The organism is Haemophilus sp. HMSC068C11 (assembly GCF_001815355.1).
Classification (GTDB): Bacteria; Pseudomonadota; Gammaproteobacteria; order Enterobacterales; family Pasteurellaceae; genus Haemophilus_D.
The window spans coordinates 113960-126062 of sequence record NZ_KV820375.1 but is presented as its reverse complement, the minus strand read 5'-3'; the positions used below and the strand labels follow the sequence as shown (position 1 = coordinate 126062).

The window sequence follows — 12103 nt, the reverse complement described above, 5'->3', positions numbered from 1 at the left end:
GCGGTTAATTTTTCAAAAGGATTTTGAGATCGTAAATTGAGATCGTATTTGGGGACATTATGAGCAAGAAAAGAACAATAGCATTGACGATTTCGGCTATCGCAGTGGCACTTGGGATCGGCGCACAATTTTACACCAATCATAAAATCGATCAGGTGTTAAAAAATTTCCCTTATTCTTTGGATAACCAAGCAACCTTAAATGTGACGCAAACTGCGAAAAACTTTTTTATTCGTGAGTTGATCTTTAGTGTAAAAGATAGTGATGCGAAAAGCACAAATGTGATTTCAACTAAGCTCACCGCGCTGCCTTTCTTCATTACAGCAGAGTCTCAGTTATCCGATCAATTAGTTCGTCAATTAAATAAAACATTAAATATCACGATTGATAAAAACACGATTAATAGTAAATTTTCGCCGGTAGGAGATTATTTACAGTCTGATATTTTGACGGAATTCCGTGATTTTGCGAATAAGTCCCAAAACCTTTCTATCGGTCTTCATTTCTTAAAAAATAAAGAAGTTGAGCTAAAAACAACTCTAAGTGGTTTTAATTACGATAAAGACACAAAACTTGAAGAAATTGATGGTGAAGCTCGCCTTGTGCCTGTCGGTGCAAATCAATACGATCTATCAAGTATTGACTTAACCGCGAAAAATGCCGAAGTGGCGTTGTTAAATGGGGAAAATACCCATGTTTATATGAAAAATGCGACTTATCATTTTGACGTGAAATCAGGTGAGGCAGATAAGCGTGATCTGAGCACGAAATTCAGTAGTGATATTTTACGCATTGCCAATAAAAGCCGTATGACAGAAGAAAGCCAAGCGACAGCGGGTGGTTTGAATTTATTGATTAAACAAAATGGCGTGCCAAGTGCGGTCAATTTTCATCATGAATTTAAAAAATTAAGTGATGGCTCACTAGACATTAAAGACGGTGTCAATTTGTTAACGAAAATTTTTACACAAAACGATCGTTTTGATGGTTCATTATCCGTGCTTTCTGTCAATGTGCCTAAAAATAATCAACCTTACTTTAACTTACAAAATGCCGGTCTTGAACTTAAGTTGGCGAATACGGATTTAACCAAGGCTAATGTAGATTTTAAACTGAATGTTGAAAGTGTGAAACAAACCCCTGCCGATGAAGAGCGTAAATGGGAAGCTAAAGGGGGTAAGGTTAATATTCAGTTAGATGATTACAACGTGGCAAACGAATTGGCGTTTGTACCGTTTTTATTAGATGCTTTTGCTGAGAAAGAGGCACCGTCAAAAGACAATAAAGACTTCTTGAATGCCAAAGATAAATGGGTGAAAGAATTTAGTGGCAAAACCAATATTGAGGCAGCCTTAAAATCATTTAATATGGCCGATTTAGTGCTTGATGACGTATCAGCCAGTGATAAGACGGAAACACTAGACAATGATCAATATAATGAACATATCACATTGTCTGCGAATAAAGCCAGTTATCCAAGTGCAGGGTTCCAATTTGAAAAATTAGCAGTTGATGCACCATTTAAAATTAATCACAGCAAAGCGCATTTATCAGCAAGATTTTGCTCAGCACCGTTTTATGGGGCCTTATGCAGCACGCATTTAACGTCAACCACATTTGATAAATACATCAAAAACTCATGGAAAGAGCTTGATTTAATCGTTGATAATGCAACGTTGAATTTAAATCTAAATACTTATCCAGAGACTAATGCTTATCCAGTTAAATTGGAAGTGAGTGGTATTGTGCCTCAAGTGCCCGAAGATGATTCATCAGACATGATTCCAGATAATATTGAAGGCACATTTAATCTGACATTAAGTAAAATGTTGTTTGATGATCAAAATGAAAAAGCCTTAGCCATTAAGGAAAATTCATACTTTTGGCAATATTTAAGTAGCTTTGTGAAACATGATGGAAAACTTCACCGAGAATTTGTAGAAGAAGGTGATAATTACGTTTCTAGAGTGGAAAAAACGGAAAATGGCTACTTGATTAATGGTCGCACCCTTGAAGATCTTCGTCAAGAAAGCATGATGGAGACGGATGAGGGTGAAGAAGAGAAGCCAGCAGCAACTGACTAGTTGAAAGGATAATATAAAAAATGACCGCATTTGAGATTCAAAGTGCGGTCATTTTTTTATCTGTTTTTGATTACTTCACTAATCCACCACTTGCTTGTAAATCAGCATGGTAGGAAGAGCGAACAAATGGGCCACAGGCTGCGTGTTCAAAGCCCATTGCGTTGGCTTTATCACGGAACTCATCAAATTCTGCTGGTGGCACATAGCGCGCAACCGGTAAGTGATGGCGACTTGGTTGGAGATATTGACCCAGTGTAAGCATGGTTACGCCGTTTGCACGTAAGTCTTCCATCACTTGAAGAATTTCTTCATTAGTTTCACCTAATCCAACCATTAAACCTGATTTAGTTGGGATGTTTGGGAACATTTCTTTGAAATCATGAAGCAATTTTAAAGACCACTGATAATCAGCGCCCGGACGAATTTCTTTATACAAACGTGGCACATTTTCCAAGTTGTGGTTGAATACATCTGGTGGATTGTCTTTTAATTTTTCTAAGGCTTGAGTAATACGTCCTCGGAAATCAGGAACCAAAATCTCAATTTTGATGCCAGGGTTTAATGCACGCACTTCTTTTACACATTCAGCAAAATGACCTGCACCACGATCAGGTAAATCATCACGGTCTACAGAGGTAATCACCACATATTTCAACTTCATATCTTGGATAGTTTCAGCTAATTTACGTGGTTCATCCGGATCGGGCGGTAAGGGTTTACCATGTGCAACGTCACAGAATGGGCAACGACGAGTACAAATCGCCCCTAAAATCATAAAGGTTGCTGTACCATGGTTAAAGCACTCGTGTAAATTTGGACAAGACGCTTCTTCGCAGACAGAATGTAGGCCATGACGACGCATCCCGTTTTTGATGGTCTCGATCTTTAATGAGCTAGACGGCAATTTGATTTTCATCCATTCCGGCTTTTTCAATAATTCTTGATTAGGATCGATGTTTTTAACAGGGATAATTGATGTTTTGGCTGCATCACGGTATTTCACACCGCGTTCCATTTTAAAAGGCGTTGACATTGTTCTTTCCTAAAGAAAAATGCCTGATTCAGGCATTTTTAAATGAGTTATAAAAGTGAATGTTATAAATTTGTAACATTATAGCCCAAAAGTTCGGCAAAGTGTTTAATTAATTTTGGGGAAACCTTGTCAAGTGTTGCCTCTTCTTTACCGATAAAATCAGCAAGCTGACACATTTCAAGCCCTGCATAGCCGCAAGGATTAATGTAATGGAAAGGATTGAGATCCATATTGATATTAAACGCAAGCCCATGGAAAGAGCAGCCTTTTCGAATGCGTAAACCTAATGAACAGATTTTTTTGCCATCAATATACACGCCAGGTGCATCTGGTTTGGGATAACCTTCAATACCATAGTCTGCTAGGGTTTTTACAACGGATTGTTCAAGTGCGGTCACTAATTGACGAACATTTAAATGTTCATGACGTTTAATATCAATGAGCACATACATGACCTGCTGACCAGGAGCATGATAGGTAATTTGACCACCACGATCCGATTGAACAACAGGAATATCACTGCGTTGTAATAAGTGTTCCGGTTTGCCAGCTTGGCCTTGTGTGAAAACAGGATGATGCTCAACTAACCAAATTTCATCGGTGGTTTCTGCATTTCGATTATCCGTGAATTCCTGCATTTTATGCCAGATTTCCTGATAATCTTGTAATCCTAATTGACGGACAATTAAATCAGTATTGCTCATCTTAGAGAACCATTTTGACGCCTTCAACTTTTGCAAGTTCTTTGTAAAGGGTTTCTACTTGCTCAAAGTTTTGCGCGACGATATCAATCGAAACTGAATTATAAGTGCCTTTACTACTGCGTTTTTCCTTTGGAATATAATCACCCGGTAAATATTTTTGTATCACTGCTACGATGTCTTGCGCTAAACCTTCACGGTTAACACCTGCGACTTTAAATGTCATTGCAGCGGGGAATTCCATTACTTCTTTTAGTTTTTCATAATCGTTTTCGGTTGCCATGTTGTTTCCTTAATTTAAGAATAAGGTGCGTGAATCAGTTAAATTCACACACCTTACGAATTTATTGATGTTATATAAATGGGGAAGTGCGGTTAATTTTCAAGGTGTTTAGTCAAATAATCCTTTAACTGTTAACACTAACCAGTCCCAACCTTTACCTAAGAAGCCACCTTCTTGTACATCTTCTAATGCTTGAAGATTTACGGTAGCGACATCTTTGCCGTCTAATTGATAAACGATTTTACCCACCACTTGACCTTTTGCTAAAGGTGCTTGTAAGTATTTGTTATCTAATTCATAACGTGCTTTTAAGTCAGTTTGTTTACCTTTTGGCACAGTGATAAAGCCATCTTCTAAGACACCAAGTTTAACGTCACCTTTATCACCGTAGTAAACAGATTGTTTTGAAATTTCTTCACCTGCTTTTTGAGTTTTTAAGGTTTCAAAGTTAGCAAAACCCCATTGTAAGAGTTTTTTACTTTCTACTTCACGGCCTTTATAGGTTGGTACCCCCATTACAACAGAAATTAAACGCATATTGTTTGGGCTTGTTGCTGATGCAACAAGGTTATAACCTGCTTGGCTTGTGTGACCGGTTTTCATACCATCAACGTTAATGGTTTTATCCCATAATAAGCCATTACGGTTAGGTTGTTTGATTTTGTTGAAAGTAAAGTCTTTTTCTGCGTAGATTTTATATTCTTCCGGTAAATCACGAATAATATGCGCACCAATAATCGCCATATCACGTGCAGTTGAATATTGGTTTGGATCGTCTAAACCATGTGGCGTGGTGAAGTTAGTATTTTTTAAGCCAAATTGTTGAACGTATTTATTCATGGTATCAACGAAGTTAGCCACGGTACCCGAAATATGTTCAGCTACAGCAACACAGGCATCATTACCAGAAACAATGATAATCCCTTTGTTTAAATCACCCACAGACACTTGTTGATTTAAATTTAAGAACATTTTTGATGAATCAGGGAAATTTCTACCCCAAGCGCTTTCGCTAATTGTCACCATATCTTCATTATGGATTTTACCTTGTTTTAATGCTGCACCAACCACATAGCTAGTCATCATTTTTGTTAATGAGGCAGGATATTGGCGTTGGTCTGGGTTAAGTGATGCAAGTACCGCACCAGAATTGTAATCCATTAAAACATAAGTTTGCGCATTCACTTCCGGTACTGCGATACCGTATTGAATATCTTCAGCCGCAGCAAATGTTGAGGCTGCCATTAATCCCAAGAAGAGTACAATTTTTTTCAATTTTGCAGATTGTTTTAACATAGCATTTCCTTTAATAGCTTATTGGTTTTTATAAGTATAAACGATTACGGGTTGCCCATTGATCGTTTTTTGTAGTTTTGTTTTTAATTGATTCATATCCGCTTGATCCGCAATTGGTCCAAAATGAATTTCGTAGTTTCGCCCATTTTGGTTAATTTCGGTTTTTATGTTGTCTAACGCGAGCTTTGTGATGATGCTTTCTGCTTGATTTTTTGACGACAGCGCGAGTAGTTTTAGCTTGAAGACAGTTTTTGCATCGTTTGTGCTGTCTAAGTTTTGATTTTTTTTTTCGTTATTTTTATTGATAACTAAACGATCACTGGCTTCTTGCGTTTTAGCATGCTTGGCGAGTGTTTTTGCCCCCGCACCTGAAATTTGACCTTTGTGATCCACATGTAAAGCTTCAATTCTTACTTGCCCTGTACCACGAGCAATAAGGCCTAATTCTTTTGCGGCAGAATGAGATAAGTCAATGATACGTTTCTCACTAAACGGACCACGATCATTAATTCGCACAATCACCTTGCGATTGTTATGTAAGTTTGTAACAACCGCATAAGAATTCAAAGGTAAGGTTTTATGTGCGGCAGTGAAAAGTGCCGAATCATAGCGTTCACCATTAGCTGTTTTACGACCATTAAATTTATGGTGGTAATAACTTGCTGTCCCTTCTTTTGAATAGGAATTTGCCTCATCACCTTGTGTGGTGTATGTTTTACCATTCACTTCATAGCTTTGTGGCGCTTGAACGGTCGTAGTAATCGACAGCGAATCCCCTTGAATACCATACATTTTTTGCGTATCGGCAAAAGCAGAAAAACTTGAGCTGCTTATCAAGGTAAAAAGTGCGGTCGTTTTTAAGATGTTTTTTAATGTCATACTTATTACTTTCAAGATTATCGGTGCTCTTCATAAGAAAGCCAAAAGGGAAATTAGTTCCCTTTCATAAAGCGAGGTTTGTGAGTATGAATGGACATCACTAAACCAAAGCTTGCCATGATGGCGACATATGAGGTACCGCCGTAGCTAAAGAGTGGTAAAGGCACCCCTACAACAGGCAAAATGCCACTCACCATACCAATATTCACGAAGACATAAACGAAGAATATCAGTGTGGTTGCACCAGCAAGAATACGCCCGAAAGAGGTTTCTGCATTTACCGCAATTATTAAGCCACGGATAATAATAAACAAATAAATTGCCATCAGAATAAGAAAACCGACCATTCCATGTTCTTCACTCATCACGGCAAAAATAAAATCAGTGTGTGGTTCAGGCAAAAATTCTAATTGGGATTGTGTCCCTTGCATCCATCCTTTGCCAGATATACCGCCTGAACCGATAGCAATTTTGGATTGCAAAATATGGTAACCCGCCCCAAGTGGATCTTTCTCGGGGTCAAGTAAGGTTAATACACGCATGCGTTGGTAGTCATGCATTAAATACATCCACATGATAGGAATAAATGCCGCTAATCCAACTACAGCAGCAAGAATAAGCCACCAACTCATCCCTGCTAAGAATACCACGAATAAGCCCGATGCACTAACCAGAATTGATGTGCCTAAGTCTGGTTGAATAGCCACAAGTAAAGTTGGCACAATAATCATGGCGATAGCAATAAAGGTTTCACTCATTTTCGGTGGTAGCGGACGGTTACCTAAATATACCGCAACCATTAATGGTACCGCGAGTTTGACAATTTCAGAAGGTTGAAAGCGAATAAATCCAAGATCTAACCAACGTTGTGCCCCTTTGCTGGTTGTACCGATAGCATCAACCAAGATCAGCATGATAAAACCCACCAAATATAAGTAAGGAGCGAGTCGCTGATAAAATTTAGGGGGAAGTTGTGCCATAATCATCATCACAGCAAAACCTAATATGACCTGAATGATACGATTTTGGAACATCACTTCACTGGCGCCTGATGCACTATAAAGTACAAGCATGCCATAAGCCGTAATAGCGGCTAATCCAATAAATAATAAAAAATCAATATGTAAGCGTTGCCATAATCGCAAGCATAAAGGCACTTTTTCTTCCATTATTCATTCTCACTTGGTTGAGATTCTAGTGCTGGCGCATCTAAATCAGTTTGGTTCGTCTTTTTCTCTTTTTCAGCATTTTCTAGACGTTCAATTTGCGGCAAGCGTTTATTCAAGTAGAAATCCATAATTTGCCGTGCAATTGGCGCCGCATTACTTGAACCACCGCCCGCGTTTTCTAAAATAATGGTGACAACTAATTTTGGATCTTCATAAGGAGCATAAGCCGTGAACCAAGCATGGTCATGTAGTTCTTTTTTTAACCCAGCGGCATTATATTTTTGGTTTTCCTTTAAGCTGAACACTTGTGCTGTGCCGGATTTCCCTGCTACATGGTAATTGGTGCCGATAAAAGCTTTTCGCCCTGTCCCTGCACCTGAATTTACTACATTGAACATCCCGCGCTTAGCGGCATCCCAATAAGCTTGTTTTGGATCGGTAATATCTGCATATAAAAGCGGGTCTTGATACGGTTCAATGGTGGCACCTTCAACTGATTTCATTAAATGTGGCGTATGAATTTTACCGTTATTGACCACAATAGAAGTCGCTTTTGCCACTTGTAATGGTGTCGCTGTCCAATACCCCTGCCCAATACCCACTGAGATTGTATCGCCCTGTACCCAAGGTTTTTTATAACGTTTTTGTTTCCATTCTTTACTCGGCATATTGGCCGTGGCTTCTTCTTGAATTTCAATACCTGTCGGCATACCAAACCCAAAACGTTTCATCCACATGGAGAAACGATCAATACCTAAATTAAAGGCGGTTTGATAGAAGAAGGTATCCGATGATTCAGTAATGGCCTTGTTTAAATCCGTATAACCATGCCCTGTTTTTTTCCAATCTCGGAAACGTTTTGTTGAGTTTGGCAATGTCCAGTAGCCTGGGTCAAAAATCGTGGTATTAGGCGTAATCACCCCTTCCGTTAATGCCGCAACAGCAACGAATGGTTTTACCGTAGAGGCCGGTGGATAGACCCCTTGTGTCGCACGACTATAAAGCGGTCGAGTAGGGTCTTCGAGTAAACGTTTGTAATCACTAGAAGAAATGCCATCGACGAATAAATTATTGTCATAACTTGGTGTTGAAACCATCGCTAATACACTGTTATCTTTCGGATCAAGCACAACGACAGCGCCTTTTTGACCTGAAAGAAGCGACATAATATAGCGCTGAAGGGTAAAATCGATAGTCAGATGAATACTTTTACCCGCAGTGGCTGGTTGTTCACGTAGTTTACGAATAACTTTACCACGGTTATTAATTTCAACCTCTTCGAAACCGGTTGTACCATGGAGTTGTTCTTCGTAATAACGTTCAATACCCAGTTTCCCCATGTCCGTAGAACCGGAATAGTTAGCAAATTTTTCTTCTTTTTTTAGGCGCTCAACATCTCGGTCATTAATGCGTCCAACATAACCCAATATATGTGTCATGGCTTCGCCATATAGGTAATTTCGTTTGAAATAAGGACGTACATCAAGGCTTGGATATTTATATTGATTTACCGCAAAACGGGCAATTTGTTCTTCCGTTAGGCTAGGCTTGAGTAAAATCGGTGTATAGCGAGTACCACGACGACGCTCTTTTTTGAAATGTTCAATGTCTTCATCAGTGAGTCCCACAACATAGCGCAATTCTTCAAAAGTGCGGTCTAAATTTTCCGTTTTTTCCGGCACGATATATAAACCGAAAAAAGTGAGGTTTTCTGCCAGTAATTCGCCGTAACGGTCGTAAATTAATCCGCGAGTAGGAGGAAGTGGAAGCAATTTGATACGGTTACCATTAGAGCGAGTTTGGTACATGTCGTAATTCACCACTTGGAGATGGTAAATATTGGCAAATAGCACACCACTTAGGGCTAAAATACCGATGAATGCTACCAATGTTCGACGCGCAAACAAGTTCCGTTCCGCTTTTTTATCACGGATCGGTTCATTGGTTGGTGCAGAAAAGAATTTTTTTAAATTCATCGGTAATGTAATACGTTATTCTCTGTGATAAGGGTGGTTTGTCGTCAGTGACCACGCGCGGTATAAACTTTCTGCCACCACAACTCGCACTAACGGATGGGGAAGTGTGAGTGGTGAAAGTGACCAACTTTGTTCTGCTACCGCTTTGCATTCAGGGGATAAGCCTTCGGGCCCGCCAATAAGCAAGTACACATCACGACCATCATTTTTCCAACCCTCTAATTGCTCAGCAAGTTGTGGTGTTGTCCAAGGTTTGCCAGGGATATCTAATGTGACTACTTTGCCTTTTCCGCAAGCTGAGAGCATCGCTTTGCCTTCCTGTTCTAAAATACGTTTAATATCTGCATTTTTTCCACGCTTGCCTGCAGGGATTTCAATGAGTTCAAAAGGCATGTCTTTAGGAAAACGACGTTGGTATTCTTCAAATCCGGTGGTAACCCAAGCCGGCATTTTGGTGCCCACTGCAATTAATGTGATTTTCATCCTTTTCCCTTTTAAAACACCATCAAAATTGACCGCACTTTATGCCCAAAGTTTTTCTAATTGATACATTTCACGTGCATCGTGCTGCATAATGTGAACGATGGTTTGACCGAGATCAACCACGATCCAATCTGCGGTATTGCGACCTTCTTCACCAAAGGTTTCATAACCGGCTTTTTTACATTCTGCGATAAGGTTATCGGCCATAGCTGCGACTTGGCGGCTCGATGTACCGGTACAAATAATCATATTTTCAGTAATCGATGATTTGCCTTTTACATCAAAATGCACAATTTCGGTGCCTTTTAAATCATCGAGTTTGTCAATTACAAATTCAACTAATGACATTTCTTTTCCTATCTAAATAAAGCGATGAATTCTATCATTGAATGAGGGAAAGTGGTAGGCTTGGGGCAGATTTTATTTGAATTGTTTTATGGCTGTCGTAGTGCTTAGCATGAATATTGGGGCAGTTATTCTGCCCCAAGTTTGAAAGGGTATTAAACCCATAAAAGAATGGCTAATAATTGCGGTGAAATGATCCGTAAGAACATGGTGAGCGGATAGACTGTCGCATAGGAGAGTGCAGCGGCACCGCTTCCTTCTTTCAGTTCATTGGCGAAAGCAAGTGCTGGTGGATCCGTCATCGACCCCGCTAACAGGCCACAAAGAGAAAGATAATTTAATTTTACATATAAACGTGCAATGATACCTACAATCATTAATGGTACAAGAGTGATGAAAATACCGTAGCCCATCCATTCAAGACCGGAACCATTGGTGAGTGTGTCCACAAAGCTACCGCCAGATTTTAAACCGACTACAGCAAGGAAGAGCACAATACCAATTTCGCGCAATGCCAAGTTCGCACTCGGTGGCATAAACCAGTAGAGTTTTCCGATAGAGCCAATTCGAGCCAAGATCAATGCGACGACTAACGGTCCGCCTGCTAGCCCTAATTTTAATGCCACAGGGAAACCTGGAATATAGAAAGGAATGGAGCCGAGTAATACCCCTAAGCCAATCCCAATAAACACTGGCAACATTTGTACTTGTAGCAGTTTTTGTTTCGCATTCCCGATCACTGAAATGGCTTGGTTGAGAATGTCAGTTTTTCCAACCATGTGTAATACGTCACCAAATTGAAGGGTAGTATGGGCAGTTGGTACCAATTCCACACCTGCACGGTTTAAACGCGAAATGACTACACCATATTTTTGATGAATACCAAGATGACGAATTTGTTTTCCGAGTACTTTTTCATTGGTGACGACCACGCGCTCAGAACGAATTTCGCCACTCAAGCTTGCTACCGGGATATCAACTTCTTCCCCAATGATAAGGTGCATTTTTTTCAAGCCTTCAGGATTGCCGACCAAATGTAAAATATCCCCAATTTGAACATCGGTATCTGCTTTCGGCACAATAACAAGCTCACCCCGTTTCAAACGAGAGCAGACGACATCTTCATCATCAAAACCTGGAATTTCAATCAAATGGATACCATTGAGATTAGTATTGGTGACTTTCAGAGACATGCTTTTGAGTGCTTCTTTGTCATGACCACTTTCTTTTTCAAAATTTGCTGCTTCCTCATCCACTTTAATTTTAAAGAAAAGACGAATAAGCCACATAGAAAGTAAAATGCCACAAATTCCAAAAGGATAAGCCATTGCATAGGCCATCCCCATGTTAGACGTCGTTTGCGACATGCCTAATTCAGAAAGAATTTGCTGACCCGCACCGAGAGATGGGGTATTGGTGACCGCACCGGAGTAAATACCAAGCGCGACATCAAGAGGAATATCCGCAAGCTTATAAATGAGAATTGTCACCACTGCACCAAGTGCAACGATTAAAATGCCTAATCCATTTAAGGTTAAGCCTGATTTTCGTAAGGAAGCAAAAAAGCCCGGGCCCACTTGAATACCAATCGTATAAACAAACAGAATTAAGCCGAACTCTTGCACGAAATGTAATGTATGGCTATCTAATTTAATGCCATATTGGGTGGTAAAATGGGCAACTAAAATCCCACCAAATAGCACGCCCCCAATACCCAGGCCTACACCTTTAATTTTAAAATGCCCGATCCATAGGCCAATCACGGCGACGAGGGCAAGCAAACTAATGGTAATCGCAGTTTCACTCATACCGACCTCTAATTTATTAAAAATTTAACTATTTTGGATTATATCA

General features: G+C 39.8%; 11 protein-coding genes. 1 reads left to right on the top strand and 10 read right to left on the bottom strand.

The annotated features are described in order from the left end of the window. The first annotated feature begins 59 nt into the window (after positions 1–59). Complete coding sequence (locus HMPREF3020_RS07660; protein ID WP_070776094.1) at positions 60–2084, top strand: hypothetical protein; 2025 nt, start codon at positions 60–62, stop codon at positions 2082–2084. Between the two features lie 70 nt (positions 2085–2154). On the opposite strand, the gene lipA is transcribed toward HMPREF3020_RS07660, so the two are convergent. The 10 genes from lipA to HMPREF3020_RS07610 form a co-directional block, all read right to left on the bottom strand. Continuing rightward, a complete protein-coding gene (gene lipA / locus HMPREF3020_RS07655; RefSeq protein ID WP_005695484.1) occupies positions 2155–3117 on the bottom strand; it encodes a lipoyl synthase in 963 nt (320 codons plus the stop codon). 62 nt (positions 3118–3179) lie between these two features. Further along, the gene (gene lipB, locus HMPREF3020_RS07650) at positions 3180–3821 is read right to left on the bottom strand and encodes a lipoyl(octanoyl) transferase LipB (protein ID WP_070776093.1); all 642 of its coding nucleotides are present in this window, start codon (positions 3819–3821) and stop codon (positions 3180–3182) included. A gap of 1 nt (position 3822) precedes the next feature. Then, on the bottom strand, positions 3823–4101 hold the full coding sequence (gene ybeD, locus HMPREF3020_RS07645; protein WP_049369509.1) for a DUF493 family protein YbeD: 279 nt from the start codon (positions 4099–4101) through the stop codon (positions 3823–3825). A 108-nt stretch (positions 4102–4209) separates the two neighbouring features. Continuing rightward, on the bottom strand, positions 4210–5397 hold the full coding sequence (locus HMPREF3020_RS07640) for a D-alanyl-D-alanine carboxypeptidase family protein (RefSeq protein WP_070776092.1): 1188 nt from the start codon (positions 5395–5397) through the stop codon (positions 4210–4212). A gap of 18 nt (positions 5398–5415) precedes the next feature. Then, positions 5416–6276, bottom strand: a complete 861-nt coding sequence (locus HMPREF3020_RS07635; protein ID WP_070776091.1) for a septal ring lytic transglycosylase RlpA family protein — start codon at positions 6274–6276, stop codon at positions 5416–5418. 53 nt (positions 6277–6329) lie between these two features. Next, positions 6330–7445: a rod shape-determining protein RodA gene (gene rodA, locus HMPREF3020_RS07630; protein ID WP_049364923.1), complete on the bottom strand. Its 1116-nt coding sequence runs from the start codon at positions 7443–7445 to the stop codon at positions 6330–6332. Continuing rightward, positions 7445–9421 (bottom strand): penicillin-binding protein 2, encoded by a 1977-nt coding sequence (gene mrdA / locus HMPREF3020_RS07625; RefSeq protein ID WP_070776090.1) that lies wholly within the window; start codon positions 9419–9421, stop codon positions 7445–7447. The genes rodA and mrdA overlap by 1 nt, the downstream gene beginning before the upstream one ends. Positions 9422–9436: 15 nt before the next feature. Further along, positions 9437–9904, bottom strand: coding sequence for a 23S rRNA (pseudouridine(1915)-N(3))-methyltransferase RlmH (gene rlmH, locus HMPREF3020_RS07620; RefSeq protein WP_070776089.1), 468 nt, complete (start codon positions 9902–9904; stop codon positions 9437–9439). A 39-nt stretch (positions 9905–9943) separates the two neighbouring features. Beyond that, a complete protein-coding gene (rsfS, locus tag HMPREF3020_RS07615; protein ID WP_070776088.1) occupies positions 9944–10252 on the bottom strand; it encodes a ribosome silencing factor in 309 nt (102 codons plus the stop codon). Between the two features lie 152 nt (positions 10253–10404). Continuing rightward, entirely contained in the window at positions 10405–12057 is a 1653-nt protein-coding gene (locus HMPREF3020_RS07610; protein WP_070776087.1) for a putative transporter, read from the bottom strand. Positions 12058–12103 lie beyond the last annotated feature (46 nt).

Excerpts from the sequence above, each read along its gene's own strand:
- HMPREF3020_RS07660 (WP_070776094.1), top strand. The coding sequence starts at position 60 with ATGAGCAAGAAAAGAACAATAGCATTGACGATTTCGGCTATCGCAGTG.
- lipA (WP_005695484.1), bottom strand. The coding sequence starts at position 3,117 with ATGTCAACGCCTTTTAAAATGGAACGCGGTGTGAAATACCGTGATGCA.
- lipB (WP_070776093.1), bottom strand. The coding sequence starts at position 3,821 with ATGAGCAATACTGATTTAATTGTCCGTCAATTAGGATTACAAGATTAT.
- ybeD (WP_049369509.1), bottom strand. The coding sequence starts at position 4,101 with ATGGCAACCGAAAACGATTATGAAAAACTAAAAGAAGTAATGGAATTC.
- HMPREF3020_RS07640 (WP_070776092.1), bottom strand. The coding sequence starts at position 5,397 with ATGTTAAAACAATCTGCAAAATTGAAAAAAATTGTACTCTTCTTGGGA.
- HMPREF3020_RS07635 (WP_070776091.1), bottom strand. The coding sequence starts at position 6,276 with ATGACATTAAAAAACATCTTAAAAACGACCGCACTTTTTACCTTGATA.
- rodA (WP_049364923.1), bottom strand. The coding sequence starts at position 7,445 with ATGGAAGAAAAAGTGCCTTTATGCTTGCGATTATGGCAACGCTTACAT.
- mrdA (WP_070776090.1), bottom strand. The coding sequence starts at position 9,421 with ATGAATTTAAAAAAATTCTTTTCTGCACCAACCAATGAACCGATCCGT.
- rlmH (WP_070776089.1), bottom strand. The coding sequence starts at position 9,904 with ATGAAAATCACATTAATTGCAGTGGGCACCAAAATGCCGGCTTGGGTT.
- rsfS (WP_070776088.1), bottom strand. The coding sequence starts at position 10,252 with ATGTCATTAGTTGAATTTGTAATTGACAAACTCGATGATTTAAAAGGC.
- HMPREF3020_RS07610 (WP_070776087.1), bottom strand. The coding sequence starts at position 12,057 with ATGAGTGAAACTGCGATTACCATTAGTTTGCTTGCCCTCGTCGCCGTG.